Origin of the sequence: Thalassospira sp. NFXS8, from assembly GCF_040148805.1 — a bacterium.
In the GTDB taxonomy this organism is placed as follows: Bacteria; Pseudomonadota; Alphaproteobacteria; order Rhodospirillales; family Thalassospiraceae; genus Thalassospira.
Genome location: NZ_JAGEMF010000002.1, coordinates 988,891 through 1,011,253, shown reverse-complemented (window position 1 = coordinate 1,011,253; position 22,363 = coordinate 988,891). Strand labels below are relative to the sequence as shown.

The following is a 22,363-nucleotide window of genomic DNA, read 5'->3' as shown; positions in this document are numbered from 1 at the left end:
AATTACTATCCCAATGAATGTAAAGTTGCAACCACTGCGCGATAATCCATGCATTTCCCACTTAAAAAATTTGAACTTTTACGGGAAAACCTATTTGTTTGCATAGTTATCTAGCCAAAAGAGACACATCGTTGTTGCGAATCAAATTATTCAAATTTTGAAATAAAACACTCCAGCCAATGCAGCCAAAAAGGAATCCGCTCCACACCTAAAAACCTGAGATGATTACAAAAAATTAAACAACATCTTGCTATGAAACACTTTATCGAATCGCGCACAATTTCAGCCAGATTAAAGTATATCGGCTTTCCTATACGGCCAGACGATATACCTTTTTATATATCCTCAACATCACGTTGTGCATTTTTCCCCGATTCCAACAATCTTAAATTGACCAACTAAAATCAAAATGCTGATAATGCCATTGAAACCTGAGATAGAAAACAATCCAAAGCATAAGGGGACATCATGGAAGGTTACATTGGGGTTATCCAGGCGTTGGGGTTTGATTTTGCGCCGCGTAATTGGTCGCTATGCAGAGGTCAATTAATTGCCGTTTCACAAAACTCTGCACTTTTTAGCCTTATAAAAACAATATATGGCGGAGATGGACAAACGACCTTCGCCCTGCCCGACCTGAGAAGCCGGGTTCCATTGAGCTACGGACAGGGTCCTGGCCTGCCCCGTTATGAAATCGGCGAAAAAACAGGCTCGTCATCGCTCACATTAACGATCGCCAACATGCCGAGCCATAACCATGCACACGCATATAATGGCGGAAGCACTCCAGGTACCCTTCATGTTTCGAAAAAAGCGGGAACGGTCCAGGTGCCAGACGATGGAGACTTTATCGGCCTGCCTGCCAATAATGTAGGCCCGGCCGGATTTTTATATGTACCTGCGGCAGAAGGTGCAACTAACCCGACGGCAGCCATTGCAGGCGCAACGGGCGGCGGGTTTAACAACAACGACTTTGTCATTGCCAACACTGGCAGCAACATTCCCATTAATATTGTGCAGCCTATTCTGGCGATCAATTATTCAATTTGCCTGTTTGGTATCTTTCCGTCGCGAAACTAGACACGAAACCACAAACCTGTCCCCGCTGATGCCTGTCAAAGGGGGCAGACATCAATCCTGGCAAAACCTGCGTCACAGTTTCACGACAGTAACGTCAACTGCCTGAAACCAAAATGGTAACTACCGCAAACATCACCACGCGGTAACGCCACCACACTTACGGGAGGAATCAATGGACGAAACATATATGGGTGTCATATGGGCGCTTGGGTTTAAATTTGCACCGCGCAACTGGGCTTATTGCAGTGGTGCCCTTTTACCAATCAGCCAAAACCAGGCACTGTTTTCGCTGCTCGGTGACATGTATGGCGGAGACGCACGCGTTACCTATGGCTTACCAGATCTGAGAGGCAGAACGGCGATCGGGAGCCTTGACGGGCCCGGCCTCCCCACTATTAATCAAGGTGTAAAAGTAGGCAGCCCGTATCACACTCTTTCGGTAGCGGAGCTTCCGCCCCACTCCCATGTCCACACATATGGCGGCGGTGGCGGCGGCGCACCAGGTATTGACGTTACCTTTGAAGCGGCGGCACAAAAGGGGGAAGTAAAAATCCCTTCTGCCGGTGATTATCTTGGAGCGCCGGGGTCTGCATTAAGCACTACCGATAATCTGTATGTGCCCCCGGCACAGGTAACAGACACGGTTGAACTTGGCGGCGTCACAATCACGGGCAGTGCCAGCGGCTTTGACAACTCCCAGTTCAGCATTGGCGAAACGGGTGCAGGGCGTCAATTCGCGCTCTATCAGCCAAGTCAGGTGATCAATTATTGCATTTGTGTGCAAGGATTGTATCCAGCACGCAACTAAAAGCCAAAACTACCCCCTAAAACGGGCGGCATGGATGCGAGGGGTTAAGTTCCCCCTCGCGACACCGATAAAGAGATAGACCATATGACTGAAACAACAACGCCTGCGCCACTATCCCTGGCCGTTATCACAGCGGAAATATTTACCCCCTATATTGAAAGCACGTTCATCTTTTCGATACAGAACCATTCCTTGCCGGTGACGCTTGTCGAGTGCCGGGAAAACCCCGATGGTGCAGGCCCCGACAGCACCCGCACCCCCTTCACACTTGTTTTTCATGCTTCAAGCGAGCAGGAAAATCCAATCCTCGACGTCAAAGACCTGATCGCGAATGTACACGGACTGGAGCAGGGGACGATAGAAACGGTCTCCGTCCAGCGTATTTTGCGTCCACCGCGCTTGCCTGCAGGGGCATATTTCCAGATTGTCTTTGGTTAAAAACAACAAATTTCAAACGGCACCAACATAACAGCACAAAAGGGGGAAACAATGATTGCAGGTACAGTCGCCCTGCCACACGGCATATCGGCACGCCCGGCCCGGGCCAGCGACAAGGATTTCCTGGCCAAACTGTTTCGCGACAACCGAGATGACCTTAAGGCACTTGATGCCGGACAGGATTTCATCAATATGACCATTGACATGCAGCTTGACGCGCAGGTCAACGGATATGGCAACACGTTTCCCAATGCCATCTACCTGATTCTGGAAAAAAACGGTTCGCGTATTGGCCGGGTAACCCTGGATATCGGGCCGGTTGAACTGCGTCTGATTGACCTCAATTTCATTAAAAAAGCCCAAAACAAGGGCTATGGTTCGGGCGTCATTCAATGGATCATGAAGGCTGCAGCGCAAACGCAACGCCCGCTTGTGGTGCCAACACGACGCGATAATGTGGTTTTTCTCAGCTACCTGTTAAATTGCGGCTTTCAGGAAGATGCCTCCATATCCGATGAAGTTAATGCCCGGCTGGTATGGTTTCCAACCCGCTCGGAAATGGACGGTTCAGCAGAAATAAAGCCTCGCAAGGCCGCATCAGGAACAGTGTAATATGCCCGCATCCCGCCTTGCTGACGACCTTGAAAAAATAACCGGTTTTCTGCGTAAGATTGGCATTCCCGTGTCATACGGCACCTTGCCCGACCAAACTTTCTTACCTGGTATTCTTGTCAGCAAAGGCGGCCTTGTGATTGACCAAGACCAACTGCTTTACCCTGGCGATATCCTGCATGAAGCAGGCCACCTTGCCGTTATGTCACCAGACCGTCGGGCAACGGCAGAGGGCAATGTCGGCGATGATGGCGGCGAGGAAATGGCGGCCCTTGCCTGGTCCTATGCCGCAGCCTGTGCCAGCGGCTTGCCGATCGATACCGTTTTTCATGACAGCGGATACAAAGGCGATGGGGCGTGGCTGCGCGAACATTTCCAAACCGGCGGCACCATAGGGGTCCCGTTGCTGATGTATTTTGAAATGACGGCCCGGCAAGACGATACGGCTGCATTTCCCGAAATGACACAGTGGCTCCGCCAACGGCCCGACCCGCCAGCCCCGGACAATAACGTAACAACAGATCAAAACGGAACGTCACATGCGGCCGGTTCTGCCACCTCGAACAATCAGCAACACAATGACAACAGCCTTCACCATATCAGGTCCGCGATCACACCGCAGGACAGGGCACTGATAACAAATCGCCTGGACCTGTTATGTCAAAACCTGCTGAACCAGCACAGGCAAGGACACCAGCCTGCCAATTGCCTGATTGATACGGTTGATCGCGAAAACATGAAACCGATCAGCAAGGTTTTTCGCATTGAGCAGCTTTTACAGCAGGACCCGGCACTCGCACTCTTTTTTCTGGGGCATCCGGCGGTTGCCGGGCTTGGCAAACAATTATGCGGTCCCGATGCCGTTCCCGTTTATCTATCGGTGCAATTTCGCAATCGCGGCGAAACCCAGAAAATCATCTGGCACCAGGACATGATCCACGACCGGCAGGGGCCAATCTACACCGTCGGACTATATCTTGATGATGCATGGCACGATAACGGTGCCTTGCGGATTATCCCTGACAGTCATTATGAACGGGCAGACATCGCACAGCTGTCCCGCGTGGCTGAACTTCAAACACAGGACAATGCCGGCATTTCATCACGCAGCATCGCCGTTAACGCCGGTGACATTCTTGCGCACGATGTCATGCTGGTACATTGCTCCGATGCCATGACACATACAGACTGCCGCCGAACCTTGTATGTTGAATTTCGCCATCCGCAACAAGCCCACGCCAACCCCACCATGACAGCACACTGGATTGCGCAACAACAAGCCTTACTGGAAAATGCACAGGAATATTGTGCGATGACACGCAAAACCGGCACGTTTGGCGATGTGCCAATACAGGAAAAAACCCCTGAAAATCTATCTGCAGCTTACAATATCCGCCTGGAAAAAGCCCATTACGGCTAGGCACAAATCAGGTCAAACCCAACAGGCCATATAATTAAGCCGCCAGACAGTTGGGCCGGCAACAAGACACCAGATCAACTTTCGCCTTTACGCCCTTCCGTAAAGGCGCGGAAAACATCCAGCGTTTCGGCGCTCACATGGTGTTCAATCCCTTCGGCATCGAACTCTGCAATCTGCGCATCCAGACCAAGTGCTATCAGGAAATCATAGACAATTCTGTGCCGTTCCCGGCACTTGTCGGCCAGGGTTTGTCCTGCATCGGTCAGGAAAATGGAACGATAAGGCCGGCTCGATACAAAACCGTCGCGCTCCAGCCGTTTGATCGTATTGTTAACCGTTGCCGGTGTCACACCAAACCGCGCGGCCAATGAAACGGCGCGCGCCTCGCCTTCCTCGACAATCAGGTCGGCAATCATCTCTACGTAATCTTCCGTTACCTCACGCGCATGCGCATCGCGAAGCCGGGCAAAGGTTTCCGCATGATTTTCCTTGGGTGGAAGCGCCGCCCCGCCGGCCATTCCTGTCTCCTGCTTTTGAACAATTATTTGTCATACCAATTTCAAAAGCAAAAATCAATTTAGCATCGGCTAACTTTCGATCTCCAGTAAAAAACAGGGGGCCTTAATGCGCCTCGGCCCGCCAGAACGTCATAACAAGGCATTGCTCGCGGCCCAGTTTTACCGTCTTGCGAAAATGGGTATGCAAATGGCGATAAATCTTTTGTTCTGTCGCCGTCCAGCAAAAAACGTCATGCGTTTCATCGGGAACCTTGATGTCACAAATTGCGCGGGCAAACGGCGAAACTTCATCACCCGCATCTGCATCTGCATCTGCATCCGCATTGGTCCCCTGTGGAGCAAATGCCATTTCGGGGCAACTGCCGTCGCGAAAAATCCATGCCAGATCAAACCCAAGATGATGTGGCAAATTCTGTTTGGCGTCGGGGCCTGAAACCTCGAGAATGACATGTCCGGTTTTGTCGTCGGGCAAGTCTTCCAAATATCGGCAAATTGCCGGTATCCCCGTTTCATCAGCCGCAAACAAATACCAGTCCACCACTGGCAAATCACTGCCAATCGGCCCTGTTACCCCCACAAGCTGCCCGGGCACGGCATTATTGGCAAATCGCGACCCGGGGCCGTTATCGCCATGAACCACAAAATCAATATCCATCCAGCCTTCGTCGGCATTGATTTGGCGAATGGTGTAAACACGGGGTTCTACCTTGTCCTCGCCCTTGGGCCAAACCGGCAAACCGTTTTCCCCCATCGTTGGCCATTGCGGCGCGCTAACGCCATGGGGCGGAATAATCAGACGTACATGTATTGCCCCGCCCAAATAGGGGGTTAAATCATCGCCATATAATCGGAGCCGGCGCATGTCAGGCCCCAAATTGGTAACCTTGCCCACGCTTAGTTCGCGAAAATTGGGCAGTTTACCGCCTTTTTCCGAGGCCTGCCCTGCCCCGTGCCAACGACAGTCAAGATCAGCCCCGGGTACCAGTTGATCCACCATCGTGATCACACCGGTTTTAAGCTGGGTAATTGCCGTGTCATTTGCAGCGGTTATTTCGATGCCAATTGCTCTATCGCGCGGACCAACCCGAACCGTTCCAAGCGATATTGAAATCACGTGGTCATCGCCTTCGATCGAAACACTGCAATCATTGTCACGATAAAACGCCGACAAAACATCCAGCGCCCGCCGTGGATCCGGCACGGCAACCTGCGTGTGCGCCCGAACAATTTTAGAAGTCATCATGACAAAGCCCGTAATGCTTGCAAAACCAAAGACAATGACCAAAACCAATATTACAAATGAAAATCATTCGCAATTTTTTATTATAGATTCCGCCGATATTCTTTTTTCTGATCGGCAAAATGCGTTAAACCATAGGCTTACATACGATTTCCTACGGAAGAATAATGGCTCATCCTGAAAAAATCCGGCGCTTGCGCGAGAACGATCTGAAAACCATGCTGCAATGGGCATCTGATGAAGGATGGAACCCCGGCCAGGATGACCTGCAAGCATTCTGGCACACCGACCCGGAAGGGTACTGGGGGGCGTTCGACAAAAAAGGGTTGGCCGCCGTTATTTCCTGCGTCACATACAGTGCCGATTTTGCCTTTGTCGGGTTTTACATGTGCCGCGCGGACCGCCGGGGGCAAGGACTTGGCCTTCGGCTATGGGATAGCGTGCTTGGCGGGCCTGTTTCGCACACCATCGGACTCGACGGCGTGGTCGCCCAGCAGGACAATTATGCAAAATCCGGTTTTCAATTTGCTCATCGCAACATCCGCATGGCAGGCACCCTGCCGGCATCCGACGCGTTTACCGCCCCGTCGGACCTGTTTGAGCTGAAAATTGACGACATCGCGATTGCCGATGCTTTTGAACAAAGCCTGAAACTGTTTGCCGAATCGCGCCTGTCATTTCTCAGGGGCTGGATCGGCAGCGAAAAGCACACCGCTCTTGCCCTTTATGGACCAATGGGGGTGCGCGGTTATGGCGTAATTCGCCCCTGCCAGAACGGGTATAAGATCGGCCCGCTATTTGCCCAGAATGCCGATGATGCCGATTGCCTGTTTCAGGCATTGCTGGCACGACGCCAGAACAATCTGGACTGCCCGGTATTTCTGGATGTTCCGGAACCCAATCATGCCGCAGTTGCCCTTGCCCGAAAATATGCAATGAAACCTGTATTTGAAACCGCCCGTATGTATCGCGGTCCAATGCCTGAACTTGATCTGGCAAAAACCTTTGGCATTTCCAGCTTTGAATTAGGATAATTCGAAACTGGAGCAAGATGGCGAGCTTCCCGCCACCACCCGTTAAGGCACTTTATTTATGGCTCCTCATTTGGGGATGCAAAAACATCATGGCCGCAACCATAATACGCACACGGAATAAAAACCGTTTCACTATGGAAATCGGATAGTTAACCCCAATCTGTTCTATATTGGCACTTGTCCGTGCACATTATGGTCAATTAACGGGTCTGAACTCGACGCCGAACCGAAACCACAACAGGTAGCAGTCAAAGACAATGGATATCGCAACACTCGTTGGAATTATTGCCGGCACAGGCGTTATTGTTGGCGCCATTATGTTGGGCGGCAGCCTTGGGGCCTTTGTCGATGTGCCATCAATCATGGTTGTGTTTGGCGGAACAGCGGCAGCAACCCTGATCAAATTTCCCATGCGCGACGTGGTGAAATCGATGAAAACCGGCATCGGCATTGCGTTTAAAAACCCCAAGGAAGACCCGCAATCGATTTACGAAAAGGCAATGGAGCTTTCCGCGCTGGTGCGTAAAAACGGCCTTTTGGGGCTGGAAAGTGTTGAAATTGAAAACGAGGTCATGAAACGCGGCATCCGCATGTGCGTGGATGGACATAATGGCGACGTGATCCGCAGCTCGATTTCCAGCGAGGTCGCCAAATCCATCCAGCGTGACGAACTGGGTGAGTTAATGTTTCGCGGCATTGGCGATACCGCCCCCGCATTTGGCATGATCGGCACTTTGGTCGGGCTGGTGCAAATGCTGGCCAACCTGTCTGACCCTGATGCCATTGGCCCGGCCATGGCCATTGCCATGTTGACCACATTTTATGGCGCGGTTCTGGCTAACCTGATCGCCCTGCCCATTGCCGATAAACTGGCATTAAAAGTTGAACAACTGCGTAATACCAAGGAACTGATTGTGGAATCCGTTGTGCAAATTCAGGCCAGCCAAAGCCCGATGGTGATGAAAGAAATCCTCGGCCCTTACCTTCCCGGTGGTATTCCGGTAGATGATGGCGCCGGTGAAGGGGGCGACGCGTAATTCCGGTCTGCAACTTGACCCACACCGCCATTCGCCCCACACTTGACACTTCCTCATTCTGGATAATTTCACCCGATGGCTAAAAAACCTGCAGCAGGCGCACCCGCATGGATGGCAACATTTGCCGACTTGATGTCGCTGTTGCTGGTGCTGTTTGTGCTGTTGCTGACGTTTGCCGAAATGGACGTGGTGAAATACAAGGCGATTGCGGGGTCGGTTAAATCCGCCTTTGGTTTTGCCAAGGATGACAAACTTTCCGGCGTGATTGAAATGGACGGATCACTTCTGGGCAAGGCCATCAAAAACCCCTCCCCCGATACCCCGCGCGTTGTTACTGAACTGCCGCCTGTACAAACCCCGAACGTCGAAATCAACAAAACCGATACCGGACAGGAACGGGCCGAAAAACTTGAAAACACCATCGAAACGGTGTTGCAACGCATGGGGTTAACTGAACAGATCGGCATTGAACGCAAGGGCGACGAAGTTGTGGTTCGCTTCCCCGATGATATTGCCTTTCCATCCGGGTCTTCACAAATCAACGAGGATTTTGGCGCAATTCTTAACCGTGTCCTACCGGTGATCAAACAAACCGACGGCACCGTGATCGTCGCCGGTCATACCGATAATATTCCGCTTTCGCCGTCCTCGCGGTTTCAATCGAACTGGGATCTATCCGCCTCGCGCGCGACATCTGTGCTGCACTGGATGATCAATGAAAACGACATGAACCCTAACCGCATGATCCTGCAAGGATTTGGGGATAGCCGCCCGATTGCAAGCAACGACACACCCGAAGGCCGATCCAAAAACCGCCGGGTTGAGCTGACAATTATTATGGAAGACGCACAAGGCGGCGCAAAATCCGGCGACGGTGCCCCCGGAGGGGACAGTACCGGCCCGCAACAGGGAAATTCGGCAACACCAGCCGAACCCGAGCAAAATAGCGACCGCGTGGGCACCGGGTTCATCCGCCAGTCACGCCCATAATTGTTGGCGCATCGGGCGCAAGCAAGGACTGTTCGTAAACCAGATATTGTTATCCAGGGCCGCCCTTAATGCCCTGCATCACAGGAAGAACATTTCAAAAAACTTGCCAGTTGCCCTTCTGCCTGATCGCCCCGTCGTTACGAACTGTTCCGATGGTCATAAAGCACTAATCCTGTGTGGCGCGATAAATACGCTGCCCTTTCCACATCCAGCCCGCCGCAACAATCGCACCACCCGCCAACGCGCAAAGCACGACAAACCCCATTAGCCCGGCATTTGTCGCATTTGGCAAAGCGGCCTTGTTCACCACAATCGCAACTGCAATTGCGCCAAAAGCGCCGCCAACACGTTGAACAATGTTAATCAGGGTTGCGGCATCCGCAGTCTGGTTCTTTGTGACGGCAATATAAGCCGCTGTCATAGCAGGCATCTGGACCATTGCCACCGCCATTCCCCGCATAAATAACAACAGCAACATCCCCCAAAACGACAGCAAACCCGGCCATAAAAATGGTGCTGTCACCAACAGCAAACAAACCGCGCCCAGCATACAGGAAACAGCGGCCCCATAACGATCCGTCAGTTGGCCCGCAATGGGCAATGCAATGGCAGAACCAAGCCCCATTAACAGCAAACCGAAACCTGCCTGATCAATTGGTTGCCGCAAGGTATTTTGCAAAAACATAGCAAAAAACAGCAACCCGCCATAAAGGCTGGCCCCGGTTAAACCCGCCAGTATCACCGCAACCGTAAAACCGGGAATTTTAAGCAGGTCCATATCAATCAGGGGCTGGTTTGTTCGGGCTGCATGAACAAGAAACGCGGCAACAAACACCACGCCGCACACCGTAAAAACCACCGGCCCAAATGCCCCGCCCTGAACACCCAGCCGAAGCGCACCATACAGCAATAACGGCAAACCACACGCGATCAGCACAAAGCCGCGATAGTCAAAACGCAAGGTGGAACCGGTATTACTGGCAGGCAACACCGTTTTTGCCGCCCACAGGGCCATAAGCCCAAAAGGAAGGTTTATCCAGAACAGCCACCGCCAGGAAACAACTTCCAGAATAACACCACCCAGCCCTGGGCCAAGGGCTGGACCCAGGGCAACAGCAAAGCCGACCGTTCCCATCAGACGGCCAAGTTGCTGACGGCTGGCCTGCGCGGTTAAAATGGCCTGGCCGGTTGGCACCATCACGCCGGTTGCCGCCCCCTGCAAACACCGCGCGGCTATAAGAAAGCCGAAATTTGGCGCCAAAGCACAAAAAACCGATGCCATAACAAACAGCAGCACACTGCTAAACCAAACCCGATTATGCCCAAACCGTTGTCCCAGCCACGCCGTTAAAGGCAGTGAAACCGCCAACGCAATCAAATATCCCGTCACAATCCATTGAATATCGGAAAAGGATGCGGAAAAATCCCGGGCAATCGTTTTAACCGCAAGATTGGCAACCGTGGCATCAAGCATCGCCATAAACGCACCGGCACCGGTTACAAAGGCAACCAGCCATAAACGTACTGGAACAGGTGTGCTGACAGGCATGTACAACGTCCCGAAATCATAAACAGGCAAATATTCATTTTTATGGTACGCATGTATCATAAAAAGAACCCTTTTGCAAAGAAAGGCCCTGAAAATGCCCCGTCTGGTTGACCACGACCAACGCCGAGCAACCATCCTGAACGCATTTGTTGCTGTCGCAATTCGCGATGGTTTGCACACGGTTTCGTTGCGCCAGGTGGCGGCAGAAGCCGGTATTTCCCTGCGGCTGGTACAATATTATTTCAAAACCAAGGCAGGGCTGATGCAGGCGGGCCTTTCCCATCTTGAACAGCAAAGCAATGAACGCTGGAAAAAACGACTAAAGGTTGCAACACATCAGCCAACCATCCGCGCCACCCTTCAGGCACTATGTGCCGAGGCCCTGCCCAATGACCGGGCAAGCCGCGAATTTCACCTTTTGTGGATGTCTTATACGATCCTCGCCCTGACCACCGACGATTTCCCCGACCAGTCCTTTACCCGGGCCCCTAACCGGCTGCATCAAACCGTTACCGACCTGCTGCAATCCGGTATTAAAAACGGCGAGTTTGACCATACCCTTAACGCCAATGACGAAGCTGGCATTCTGTTGGGGTTAATTCATGGCTTAGGCACCGCAGTACTGATCGGCCAGCAAGAACCCGAAAATGCACTGGCACTGCTTAATCGCCATTTAAACAGACTGTAATCAGACGTCCGGGTTTCGCTATATCGATAACGCGCCTGGCCAGCAGCGGACAGCAAACAGATCAGGTGTTTAACCACCGGTCGTTTTGTCCGCATGACATAACATCATCAGTGCCAGTTATTCCGGCTGCCCTTGCTTTGGAAACCAACGCCAAACCGATGGCTTTTGCCAAAATCCTTTCGGTCACGCCGCCGCGCAACAAATTTTATTTTAAACAAAATTAGATTGCCCTTGCCTCTCCACAAAATCGACCTATACCCCATATGCAAAGGTATAGATTTTCACCCAGGATAAACTGTTCCGAAATGTCCCTTATGTCTGGCCTGTCCGTTTTATATGCCGATTACAGCCCCAAGGCCGCCAGCCTTGTGCGCGAAGCATTGCAGCCATATAACATTGGTGCCTTCTATGCCTGTGAAACCCAGGAAGAAACGCTGGCGCTGGCCCATCGTTACCGGCCACGTCTGGTGATGGTCAGCCACCAGCTTGAAGGGTATCAAGGCATAAAAACAATCGGTTATCTGCGCGCCATGTCCGGGCAGGACGACCCGTATTTTACCCAGGTTCCTGTTTTGCTGGGGGCCAAATCGCTTAACCGCGATGCCATGCGCAGTGCAGTTGTCGCTGGTATCGAAGGGGTGTTTCGCCAACCCGTCAACCCCGACCGCCTGCACCGTATTATCAATACGGTCATCAAATCCCCGCGCCGGTTCGTGCTGGAAGGTGATTATTTTGGGCCGTCACGCAAAAAGAACGCCCCCGCCGAAACGGTGCCGGCCGATACCCCGACGCCCTCCGCAACGCCCGATATAACAGCTTTGCAAGCAGCCCCTGCCGAGGAAGAAACCCGGCAGTCCGCGTCAGATTTACCAACCCACAAACCACGGCAATCCAATGCCGGGGTGGTTTTACGCCCAACCCGTAAATCCGCCAGCGTTGATCGTGTGCCCGCCGGTCGGCAACGTGGTGCTGCATCGGGTACCACCCTGCCAGGTACTGTTTTAAAAGGCCGTAAAACAACCCTGACAGCCCTTTCGGAAGAAGACCTGATAACACCGGCGAATGCCCGGGCAAAGGCCACACTGCTTGATGTGGCTGACCTTCAGCAAAATAATCGTGATGCAACCAAATCCGTTGCAAACCTGATATCCACACCCGACAAAGATAGCAAAGCACCATCCCCCAAACCCGATCAAGCTGCTGTGCCCGGTGACGAAGCCGACAGCGACAATGATGACAATAGTGATGACAGCGCCGACGACGACCTTGTCGAAATCGACATTCGCACGGCATTGCTAACCCATAAAATGTGGGTCGATACCGGGGGCAAGGAAGGGAAAATGATATCCTTTGCCCATGCCGATTTACGTAATGAAGACCTTGAAGGTATTGATCTGACCCGGTGTGTGTTGCCCCAGGCCTCCCTGCATAATGCCAATTGCGAGGGCGCGGTTTTACGCCGTTGCGATCTTACGCAGGCTAATTTCAGCGGCGCCAACCTGAAAAATGCCGTGCTGGCGGCCAGCCGCCTTAACGGGGCTAATTTCAAGGATGCCCGTTTGACCGGAACCGTCTTTTTGGGGGCAGATCTCGGCAATGCCAATTTACGCGGGGCAAAACTGCCTCATTGCGACCTTAGCGGCTGTAATCTTGCCAAAACCGATTTGCGCGATGCCGACCTGTCATCGGCCAAGGGTCTGTTCTCCGAACAAATCCAGCGGGCCCGTATAAATGCCAGCACCCGGCTTCCCCGGGACATGAAGTTAAAAACGATTTAGGGATATACGCGGGAAATAATCGAGAAACCGGCACAGGGCTCGATCTCAGCATCAGCGGTCCATTTTAGCCCCGGCACCTGCAACATCCTTTAGCGTCGGCCAAACATCTTTTCGATGTCATGCAATTTTAGTTCAACATAGGTCGGGCGACCATGGTTGCACTGGCCGGAATGGGGCGTTGCCTCCATTTGCCGCAAAAGGGCATTCATTTCATCGGCATTCAGCTTCCGCCCGGAACGAACGGAGCCATGGCACGCCATAGTGGCGCACACATACATTAGCCGGTCTTTAAGTGCCATACCTTGCCCCAGTTCGGCCAGCTCGTCGGCCAAATCACGGACAAGGGCGCTCACATCAACCTTGCCCAGCATGGCGGGCACTTCACGCACCACAATCGCACCGGGGCCAAACGGTTCAATCACCAGCCCCAGTTCGGCAAATTCATCCGCCCGTTCGGCCACGCGGTCCGCCCCGGATTCATCAAGCTCCACCACTTCGGGCAATAACAGCCCCTGGCGCTTCACCCCGGTTTCCGCCAAATCGGCTTTCATGCGTTCATAAACAATGCGTTCATGGGCCGCATGCTGGTCTACAATCACCAGCCCGTCACGGGTTTGGGCGATAATATAATTGGCATGAACCTGCCCGCGCGCCGCCCCCAGGGGGTGATCGACAAAGCGGGTATCATCGGTGGCATCAATCCGGGCCGAGGGCGATGCACTGGCATAGCCCCCCGCAAGGGCCGCTGCGGCGGCCCCGGCAAAACCACCATCCTGCCCATCTCCCTGCCCGGCTGAGGGATGGCCACCAAAATCGCGGGGCCGGTCAAACAACCCGCCAATGGCAGGACCACCGGAGCCGCCATTATCAAACGGGGCCTGAGCGGCATAATTGCGCTCAATCGCCTGGTGACCAGGATAGGCATTGGGGTTGCGATTATAGCCACCAAAACCGGCCATCCGCCCCGAAGCACTGCCCAACGCGCCATAGGGCACACCGTCGCCATCTTCGCCTTCGCGGCGCACCGCGCCCATCGCCATATTGGCAACTGTGGTCGATGCCCGGTGCCCGGCCCCGGCCAGCGCATGTTTCAACGCCCCGACAATCAACCCGCGCACCAGCCCCGGGTCGCGAAAACGCACCTCGGTTTTGCCGGGATGCACGTTGACATCCACGTCACGCGGTTCCAGTTCCAAAAACAGGGCCAGCAACGGGTGACGATCACGGGCAAGAAAATCCTGATAAGCTCCGCGCACAGCCCCCTGCAATAACCGGTCCTTCACCGGGCGGCCATTAACAAACAAAAACTGCATCTGGGCATTGCCCCGGTTCAATGTCGGCACACCGGCATAGCCCGTCAGGCGAATGCCCTCGCGTTCCGCCTCAATCTGCAGAGCGTTATCCTGAAATTCGCGGCCCATCACTGCGCCCAGCCGTTTCAGGCGGGCATCGAACAAATCGCCACTACATGCCGGGTAATTCAGGATCGATTTATTGTTATCCCCGCTTAGGGTAAAACCCACATCGGGCCGCGCCATTGCCAGACGTTCCATAATCTCGCGGGCATACATCTGTTCGGTACGCGCGGTTTTTAAAAATTTCAACCGCGCCGGGGTGGCGTAAAACAAATCACGCACCTCAACCCGGGTGCCAAACGGGTGGGCGGCGGGTTCGGGTTCGCCTTTCATGCCGCCTTCAACGCTCAGGCTCCAGGCGTTATCGGCCCCTTTGGTGCGGCTGGTCAGGCGCATTCGCGAAACCGACCCGATGGACGGCAATGCTTCGCCGCGAAACCCCATAAAAGCAATATTGAATAAATCATCATCAGGTAATTTCGATGTCGCATGACGCTCGACCGCCAGGGCCAGTTCCTCGGGGCTCATCCCTCGCCCGTCATCGGTAACAGATAACAATGTGCGTCCGCCTTCGCGCAGGGCAACATCCACCTTTTGCGCCCCGGCATCCAGCGCGTTTTCCACCAGTTCCTTTAACGCCGCGGCCGGGCGTTCCACCACCTCACCGGCGGCAATCTGGTTGATCAGGTTCTGGGGCAGGATGCGCAGCGACATAAACAAAAGCCTGTGTTGTTCGATACCCTATATAGAAGGGCACAGCCCCCAAAAGCAACAGGGGCAGCGAAATCCCTTTCGCCGCCCCTGCCTTGCGTTGGTGTCAAACCGGAAAGGTTAAACAAACCCGATTTAAAATCAGTGCGGCGTTACATCAAAGCCAAACCATTTGTCCGACAGCTTCTTGATCGTGCCATCGGCCTTGGCTTGCGCAATGGCCTTGTTAAACATGTCGCGCAGATCGGTATCTTCCTTGCGCAAACCAACCGAGCTACCCCGGCCCAGAATGCCCCGCTGGAAACGCGGACCGGCTACGACCATGTCGCTATTGCCTTCTTTGGCAGCGGCGGTTGAAAGGTAGCCCATCGATGCCATGATCACGTCAACACGGCCTGCCAGCAAATCAAGGTCATGCTGTTCGGTGGATTTGTATTCGCGGATTTCGGCGGTGTCCTTAAGGTATTTATCAAGGAATACCGACGCGATAGAGGCCGTCTGAACACCAATGATTTTGCCCTTGAGGAACGGCTTGATGTCTTCAACAGCTTTTTCAGCCTGTGGCAGTTCGGATTCCAGCGAGAACACTTCGCCAAAATGCGGCATTTTTTCAAGGTCACTGCCGCGTGCTACAGCAAAGGTCTGGCCAGTGGTGCCATAGGATTCCGAAAAGCTGATGATTTTTTCGCGTTTTGCCGTTGCCGACATGCCCGCCATAATCGCATCAAACTTGCCTGCCGTCAGGGCCGGAATAATACCATCCCATGCCTGCGTTACCATGGTGCATTCCACATTCATCCGTTTGCACAAATCCTTGTACAAATCGATTTCATACCCTTCAAGCGACCCGTCGGGTTTGGTCGAATTCCACGGGGGAAATGCCCCTTCGGTCGCAATCGTGATATGCTTCCATTCCTTGGCCTCTGCCTGGCCCAGCATTGCCAGCCCCATACAAACGGCCAGAACCATTTTACCAAATTTCATTTAGACCTCCGTGATGATTGTTTTGGCGTTATATCGCCGGTTTTATTAATGCGGCTGGGCCGCGATGAATTGCCGGAACCGGGCCGAACGGCTGGCCCCAAACACCGTTTGGGGGGCGCCGTCTTCCTCGATCCACCCCTGTTCGAGAAAGATCACCCGGTTGGAAACCTCGCGGGCAAACCCCATTTCGTGTGTCACCACCATCATGGTCCGCCCTTCGTCGGCCAGTGCGCGCATCACGCGCAACACTTCGCCTACCAGTTCGGGGTCCAGTGCTGATGTCGGTTCGTCAAACAGCATAACCTTGGGGTGCATCGCCAATGACCGGGCAATGGCAGCACGCTGCTGCTGCCCGCCTGACAGATGGGCAGGATAGGAAAAACGCTTTTCGTAAATGCCAACCTTTTCCAGATAGGCGCAGGCTTCATCATGGCATTCGGCAACCGGGCGTTTTTGCACAAACACCGGCGCTTCCATTACGTTTTCCAGAACGGTTTTGTGCGACCACAAATTAAAACCTTGAAACACCATGCCCACATTGGTGCGCAGCCGGTTAAGCTGGCCCATATCAGCCGCTTCAAGGTCGCCATTCCTGCCCGGACGCGTGCGTATGGTTTCCCCGGCAATGGTAATTTCGCCCATGGTGGGGGATTCCAGGAAATTCACACAGCGCAGCAAGGTTGATTTACCCGAGCCGGAAGACCCCAAAATTGACACCACCTGCCCTTCGGCCACATCAATATCAATGCCCTTAAGCACTTCGACATCGCCGAAATTTTTATGCAGGTTGCGAATGCTGATCGCGGTCTTTTGATCCGACATCTGCGCATCGGCAAATGGCCCAGCCAACGCCATGTCCTGATCTGATACCACCAGCTGTATCATGGAAGATGATGCCATGTTATGCAGCCCCCCGTGCAGCAATCCGCGAGGATGGACGTTCCGCCGCAGTATGGCGCATCAGCCGTTTTTCCAGCACAGCCACCCCGCGCGATAAAATGAAATTGATCAGCAAATACAGGCTGCCGGCGACCAGAAACACCTCGACCACGCGGTATGTTTCCGAAATCATCTTGGCTGCCAACCCGGTGATTTCCATCAGGGTAATGATCGATGCCAGCGAGGTTGCCTTCAAAAGCAGGATCACTTCGTTGCCATAGGCCGGTAAGGCCTGACGAATGGCGAGCGGCAAAATAATGCGGCGATAAATCAAAACCTGCGACATGCCACAACTGCGCGCCGCTTCTACCTGCCCGCGCGGCACCGATAACAACCCGCCCCGCACAATCTGGCTGCCATAGGCACCGGTATTAAACATCAGGGCGAAAATTGCGCACCAGTAAGGTTCGCGCAGAATGGGCCACATAAAGCTGTGACGGATAAAATCAAACTGCCCCATGCCGTAATAGATCAGAAATATCTGGATCAAAAGCGGCGTACCGCGAATGCAAAACACATAAAAATCGGCGACAGACCGCAAAACCACATTACCGGAAAGCTGCATTAATGCGGCAGCAAGGGCAAAAAACACCCCAAAGGCCGAGGCAATGAAGGCCAGTTGCAAGGTCATGGGAATGCCGGGCAAAAGACGCATCAGCGCTTCGTACATAAATGGAAAATCGATCATCTTGCCCCCCGAACCCCGCGTGAAAAATGCGCCTCGGAAAACCGGAACACCCGGTTAGAGACAAAGGTGATTGCTAAAAACAGGATGGCGGCAGCGATAAAGAAATAGAACGGCTGGCGGGTTGACCCCGCCCCGATTTGCGCCTGACGCGCCAGTTCGATCATGCCGGTAACCGATACCAAAGCTGATTCTTTCAGCACCACCTGCCAGATATTGCCCAAACCCGGCAAGGCATGGCGCAGCAATAACGGCATTATGATCCGGCGAAGCATCATCATCCGCGTCATCCCTGCGGCCCTGGCGGCTTCAATTTCGCCATCATGAATGGCGTAATACGCCCCCCGGAACACTTCGGTATGCTGCGCCCCCGATGTCAGGCCGATTGCCATCGCCCCGGCGGCAAAGCCGGGGAAATCGACAAATCCTTCACCGCCAAACGCGCGGTAAACCGCCGACAACGCCAGACTACCGCCAAAATAAAACAGAAAAATCACCAGAAGGTCGGGAATGCCGCGTAAAATGGTGGTGTAGGCATCGGCGGCAATGCGCACCGGGCGATTGCCGGCAATTTTGGCCCATGCGCCAAATGTGCCAATAAAACCGCCCAGTATAAACCCGGCCAGGGCAACCATCACGGTCATGCCCGCTGCGCGCAACATCGACCAGCCCCAGCCATCGGGGCCAAAATTCATCAATTCCCAGAAACTGGCATGCGACATCAGCGCATCCTTTCACGGTGTTGGGCGGGCAGACCCGGCCCGTATAAGCAGGTTAAACGGGCGGGCCGGGCCATTATTCTGTGGCCTCGCCATAACCGGGGATCGGCGGGTTTACATCATCGGGGATCGGGTTGATAAACGGCCGCCCTTCGCGGCGTTCGGCAAAATCGGCCTTGGCGGCGGCGACCAGTGACGGGTCGGCAAACAGTTCCGATGCCGTTGCCGCCATCACCTTGGCGGCATGAACCATGCCTTTATGTGCCGCAGGCATTTTGCCCTGTGCCACCAGTTGCCAGCTGTGGCCCGGCGTGCCAATGGCATAGGTTGCACCGCGCATTTGCACGGTGGGCACCACCCAGCTAACCGTACCAACATCGGTGGAACCGACATGGCGGCCATCGCCACTTTCAGGCGGAAAAATTGTGTCGCACAATGGCACGTCAAGGCGCGGCTTCAACCCGAACCGGGCATAGGCCGCACGGATGTCCTTTTCGCTAAGCGTTGCCTGAATTTTACGGGCAAAGTCGCGGTCGGCCTCGTCAAATTCGGGCGGGCCAAGGGCTTCAAGCTTGCGATACATCAGTTGCTCAAGCGGTGTATTGCCGATCAGGTTGGCATCCCCGCTGACCACCACATGCTCTACACTGGTTTCGGTCATCAATGCCGCACCCTGCGCAATTTTCTTAACCCGCTCAACCAGTTCGATCAGTTCGTCAAGCTCACGCGCACGGATCAGGTATCGCACCGTGGCATTGGCCTGCACCACATTTGGCGCAACACCACCGGCATTGATCACGGCATAATGCATGCGTGCGGTGCTGGGCATATGTTCGCGCATGTAATTGGCACCGACATTCATCAGCTCAACCGCATCAAGGGCACTGCGCCCCAGTTCCGGCGAGGATGACGCATGCGCCGCCCGGCCCTTGAAATGAAACTCCAATTCGTTACATGCCAGTGAAATCGGGTTATTAACCCCGGCAAAAGGTGCGGGATGCCACGAAATGGCAACGTCAACATCATCAAACGCGCCCGCGCGCACCATAAAGCCCTTGGCCGATCCGCCTTCTTCAGCCGGGCAACCATAATAACGCACCCGGCCAGGCAAATTATTACTTTGCAAAAAATCACGCACGGCAATGGCCGCCAGCATCGCACCGGACCCCAGCAGGTTATGACCACAACCATGCCCGTTGCCACTGTCATTACGCGGTTTTTGTTCGGCAATACCGGCTTCCTGGCTTAAGCCCGGCAGCGCGTCATATTCCCCCAGAATCGCAATTACCGGGCCGCCGTCACCGGCCTCGCCCATCACAGCGGTGGGAATGCCGCCAATATTTTCGGAAACGCGAAAGCCCTTCTGCGCCAACATGTCCTTGTGACGGGCAACACTTTTGGTTTCCTGATAATTCAGCTCAGGGGTTTCCCATATCTCGTCACTCATGGCGCACAAATCGGGGCCATGCCCCTCTACCATTGTCCAGATCGCGTCGGCATTCGGCGTGGCAGCCATGTGATTTTCCTTGTATCCGTATTCATCATCTATAAATTGGTGCCAATTTTGGCGCATATTTTTCCAATGTAAAGAACAAACCGGATTTTTGAGTTAAAAATATGCACTACGCGAAATTGCGTACTATTTATACAACAGGTTGTTGCTGGCATGTTTTCGCCAGTCCGATATAAATAAAAGCGCACCTTTGGCGCGCCCGATGCACAAAAAAGAGCAACCCGTGGAAACGTTGAAACCCGCCCATAACGACGCAGAAACCGACCTTTTGAACCAGATTGCCACCGACATTCAGGCCGGGGCTTATGCGCCTGGCTCGTGGTTAAAACAGATCGAATTACAGCACCGCTACAAAACATCGCGGCCCATGATCCGGGTGGCGCTGGACCGATTGGCGCAAAAACAGCTGATCCGCCATGAACCCAATCGCGGCTATTATGTTTACGAAGCTGATGATGACGAAGTGCGCGACCTGCTGGATTTGCGCGCCATGATCGAATGCGCCGCGGCACCGCGTATTGTTCGCCACGGTACCGGCCCCGAATGCGAGATTTTGGCGCAACTGGCACAAAATTTTGAAGACCAGATTGACACCGGCAGCATCATTGAACAACACGAAGCCAATCAGGCATTCCATCGCCAGCTTCTAAGCATGACAGGCAACCCGCAAATCGCGGCTACCATCGCCGAGTTGCGCCATCGCATTCCGTCTGCTCCGGCCGGGCAATGGAAAACCCGCCAGCGCATCAAACAATCCAGCATCGAACATTTCGAAATGGTCACCGCCGTTCGCAACCGCGATGCCGATGCCCTTGAAGATGCCATTCGCCGCCATATCATGCAGGCGGCATAAAAAAAACACGGCAAGGATGCCCCTGCCGTGTTTTGTAAATTCAAATCCGGTCTATCAGACCATCAGAAACTCAGCTTGCCTTCCGGCTTGCCCACCACAATCGCGGTAACGTGGTCAGGGTCCAGCAATTTTCCGGCTACGCGGTTCACGTCATCAAGGGTAATGGCATTGACGTAATCATTGCGCTTATCGAGAAAATCAATCCCCAGATCCTCGCTTTGCATTCCCACCAGCATGCCCGACAAATTGCCAAGGCTGGTAAAGCGCAACGGAAACGCGCCGGTCAAATAGGATTTGGCGTTGTCCAGCTCGGTCTGGGTAATGCCCTGTTGCTGCATTTTTTGCCATTCATCGCGAATAACCGACAGGCTTTTGCCAATCGCATCGTTGCGCGTGGCAACACCGCCCATCATGATGTTGGCTTGGTCCAGATTGGCAAGATAACTATAAACACCATAAGCCAGCCCGCGCTTTTCACGGACTTCCTCGGTCAGGCGCGATGAAAAACCACCCCCGCCCAGAATATAATTCATCACATAGGCAGCGTAAAAATCCTTGTCCTTACGCGCAATGCCCTTTTGCCCCCACATTGCCTGGCTTTGCGGGTTGTCTTGCGAAATCACCTTCACATCACCGCCAAATTTCGGCGTCGCAGCCGGAATTTTGGGCACTTTGCTATGTTCAGGCAAACCGCCAAACGCTTCATCCAGTAACGGGCCAAGTTCCTTGGCGGTAATGTCACCCGCCACACCGATAATCAGGTTATCGCGTGCCAGCGACTGTTTCACAAAGTCACGCAGATCCGCAACTTTCAGGCCGTTCACGGTTTCAAAGGTGCCTTCAACCGGCCGGGCATAAGGGTGATCGCCAAAAACGCTTTTGAAAAAGGCGCGCTGCGCCATTGAACCGGGGTCGGTTTCCTGCTGCTTTAACCCGGCCACAATTTGCGACCGAATGCGTTCAACCGCTTCATCATCAAAGCGCGGCTTGGTCAGCGATAAGTTAAGCAGGTTCACCGCTGTTTTGCGTTCGCGCGTCAATGTCACCAGCGAACCGGTAAAATCGTCACGTCCGGCATCATAGGACAGGCTGATCGATTTGTTTTCCATCAACCCGCGAAAGGTCTGGCTATCCATATCGCCAGCGCCTTCGTCAATCAGGCCCGATACCATATTGGCCCGGCCCAGTTTGCCATCGGGGTCGGTTGCGGCACCGGCCCCCTTAAAGGAAAAATCAACGGTCAGAAGCGGGTTTAAATGATCCTCGATCAGCCAGGCCTTAATCCCGCCCTTGCTGATCACTTCCTGTACTTCTACCGCCTGGGCACTGCCAATACCAAACCCGGCAACACCCACCAGTGCAATCAGACCGGCGGCAAACTGGCGCGATTTTGTTTTCAATGAAAATGCCAT

At 53.7% G+C, this 22,363-nt stretch carries 21 protein-coding genes; 11 read left to right on the top strand and 10 right to left on the bottom strand.

Going from position 1 to position 22,363, the window contains the following annotated elements; translation table 11 throughout:
- Window positions 1-468 precede the first annotated feature (468 nt).
- From J4E05_RS13770 to J4E05_RS13750, 5 genes are all read left to right on the top strand, one after another.
- The gene (locus tag J4E05_RS13770) at window positions 469-1,080 is read left to right on the top strand and encodes a phage tail protein (RefSeq protein WP_349596517.1); all 612 of its coding nucleotides are present in this window, start codon (window positions 469-471) and stop codon (window positions 1,078-1,080) included.
- A 172-nt stretch (window positions 1,081-1,252) separates the two neighbouring features.
- Window positions 1,253-1,888, top strand: coding sequence for a phage tail protein (locus J4E05_RS13765; RefSeq protein WP_349596514.1), 636 nt, complete (start codon window positions 1,253-1,255; stop codon window positions 1,886-1,888).
- Between the two features lie 84 nt (window positions 1,889-1,972).
- On the top strand, window positions 1,973-2,326 hold the full coding sequence (locus J4E05_RS13760) for a DUF6916 family protein (protein WP_349596511.1): 354 nt from the start codon (window positions 1,973-1,975) through the stop codon (window positions 2,324-2,326).
- 51 nt (window positions 2,327-2,377) lie between these two features.
- The gene (locus J4E05_RS13755) at window positions 2,378-2,938 is read left to right on the top strand and encodes a GNAT family N-acetyltransferase (RefSeq protein WP_349596509.1); all 561 of its coding nucleotides are present in this window, start codon (window positions 2,378-2,380) and stop codon (window positions 2,936-2,938) included.
- A 1-nt stretch (window position 2,939) separates the two neighbouring features.
- A complete protein-coding gene (locus J4E05_RS13750) occupies window positions 2,940-4,358 on the top strand; it encodes a phytanoyl-CoA dioxygenase family protein (RefSeq protein WP_349596506.1) in 1,419 nt (472 codons plus the stop codon).
- A gap of 74 nt (window positions 4,359-4,432) precedes the next feature.
- Here the strand turns inward: J4E05_RS13750 and mntR are convergent, their stop codons facing one another.
- Window positions 4,433-4,876: a manganese-binding transcriptional regulator MntR gene (gene mntR / locus J4E05_RS13745; RefSeq protein ID WP_349596503.1), complete on the bottom strand. Its 444-nt coding sequence runs from the start codon at window positions 4,874-4,876 to the stop codon at window positions 4,433-4,435.
- A 103-nt stretch (window positions 4,877-4,979) separates the two neighbouring features.
- Window positions 4,980-6,119 carry a siderophore-interacting protein gene (locus J4E05_RS13740; protein ID WP_349596500.1) on the bottom strand — a complete coding sequence of 380 codons (1,140 nt, stop codon included), beginning with the start codon at window positions 6,117-6,119 and terminating at the stop codon, window positions 4,980-4,982.
- Window positions 6,120-6,283: 164 nt separating this feature from the next.
- Here J4E05_RS13740 and J4E05_RS13735 point away from each other — a divergent pair, with 164 nt between their 5' ends.
- From J4E05_RS13735 to J4E05_RS13725, 3 genes are all read left to right on the top strand, one after another.
- Window positions 6,284-7,150 carry a GNAT family N-acetyltransferase gene (locus J4E05_RS13735; RefSeq protein WP_349596497.1) on the top strand — a complete coding sequence of 289 codons (867 nt, stop codon included), beginning with the start codon at window positions 6,284-6,286 and terminating at the stop codon, window positions 7,148-7,150.
- A gap of 257 nt (window positions 7,151-7,407) precedes the next feature.
- The gene (locus J4E05_RS13730) at window positions 7,408-8,187 is read left to right on the top strand and encodes a motility protein A (RefSeq protein WP_085587229.1); all 780 of its coding nucleotides are present in this window, start codon (window positions 7,408-7,410) and stop codon (window positions 8,185-8,187) included.
- Between the two features lie 75 nt (window positions 8,188-8,262).
- Entirely contained in the window at window positions 8,263-9,177 is a 915-nt protein-coding gene (locus J4E05_RS13725) for an OmpA family protein (protein ID WP_349596494.1), read from the top strand.
- Window positions 9,178-9,343: 166 nt separating this feature from the next.
- Here the strand turns inward: J4E05_RS13725 and J4E05_RS13720 are convergent, their stop codons facing one another.
- Window positions 9,344-10,726, bottom strand: coding sequence for a DHA2 family efflux MFS transporter permease subunit (locus J4E05_RS13720; protein ID WP_349596492.1), 1,383 nt, complete (start codon window positions 10,724-10,726; stop codon window positions 9,344-9,346).
- Window positions 10,727-10,820: 94 nt separating this feature from the next.
- Between J4E05_RS13720 and J4E05_RS13715 the strand changes: the two genes are divergently transcribed.
- On the top strand, window positions 10,821-11,414 hold the full coding sequence (locus J4E05_RS13715; protein WP_349596489.1) for a TetR/AcrR family transcriptional regulator: 594 nt from the start codon (window positions 10,821-10,823) through the stop codon (window positions 11,412-11,414).
- Window positions 11,415-11,719: 305 nt separating this feature from the next.
- Window positions 11,720-13,192, top strand: a complete 1,473-nt coding sequence (locus J4E05_RS13710; RefSeq protein ID WP_349596486.1) for a pentapeptide repeat-containing protein — start codon at window positions 11,720-11,722, stop codon at window positions 13,190-13,192.
- An 89-nt stretch (window positions 13,193-13,281) separates the two neighbouring features.
- Here J4E05_RS13710 and mutL read toward each other — a convergent pair whose 3' ends face one another.
- The 6 genes from mutL to J4E05_RS13680 all read right to left on the bottom strand — a co-directional run bounded on the left by mutL (window position 13,282) and on the right by J4E05_RS13680 (window position 20,101).
- On the bottom strand, window positions 13,282-15,261 hold the full coding sequence (gene mutL, locus J4E05_RS13705) for a DNA mismatch repair endonuclease MutL (protein ID WP_349596483.1): 1,980 nt from the start codon (window positions 15,259-15,261) through the stop codon (window positions 13,282-13,284).
- 138 nt (window positions 15,262-15,399) lie between these two features.
- Entirely contained in the window at window positions 15,400-16,242 is an 843-nt protein-coding gene (locus tag J4E05_RS13700) for a transporter substrate-binding domain-containing protein (protein WP_085587224.1), read from the bottom strand.
- 45 nt (window positions 16,243-16,287) lie between these two features.
- Entirely contained in the window at window positions 16,288-17,064 is a 777-nt protein-coding gene (locus tag J4E05_RS13695; RefSeq protein WP_349597583.1) for an ABC transporter ATP-binding protein, read from the bottom strand.
- Between the two features lie 79 nt (window positions 17,065-17,143).
- Window positions 17,144-17,869 (bottom strand): ABC transporter permease, encoded by a 726-nt coding sequence (locus tag J4E05_RS13690; RefSeq protein ID WP_349596480.1) that lies wholly within the window; start codon window positions 17,867-17,869, stop codon window positions 17,144-17,146.
- A complete protein-coding gene (locus tag J4E05_RS13685) occupies window positions 17,866-18,588 on the bottom strand; it encodes an ABC transporter permease (RefSeq protein WP_085587223.1) in 723 nt (240 codons plus the stop codon). The genes J4E05_RS13690 and J4E05_RS13685 overlap by 4 nt, the downstream gene beginning before the upstream one ends.
- A 73-nt stretch (window positions 18,589-18,661) precedes the next feature.
- Window positions 18,662-20,101 carry a M20 family metallopeptidase gene (locus tag J4E05_RS13680; protein ID WP_503012338.1) on the bottom strand — a complete coding sequence of 480 codons (1,440 nt, stop codon included), beginning with the start codon at window positions 20,099-20,101 and terminating at the stop codon, window positions 18,662-18,664.
- Window positions 20,102-20,321: 220 nt separating this feature from the next.
- Between J4E05_RS13680 and J4E05_RS13675 the strand changes: the two genes are divergently transcribed.
- Window positions 20,322-20,951 carry a GntR family transcriptional regulator gene (locus J4E05_RS13675; protein ID WP_349596477.1) on the top strand — a complete coding sequence of 210 codons (630 nt, stop codon included), beginning with the start codon at window positions 20,322-20,324 and terminating at the stop codon, window positions 20,949-20,951.
- Between the two features lie 62 nt (window positions 20,952-21,013).
- Here the strand turns inward: J4E05_RS13675 and J4E05_RS13670 are convergent, their stop codons facing one another.
- Entirely contained in the window at window positions 21,014-22,363 is a 1,350-nt protein-coding gene (locus J4E05_RS13670) for a M16 family metallopeptidase (RefSeq protein ID WP_349596474.1), read from the bottom strand.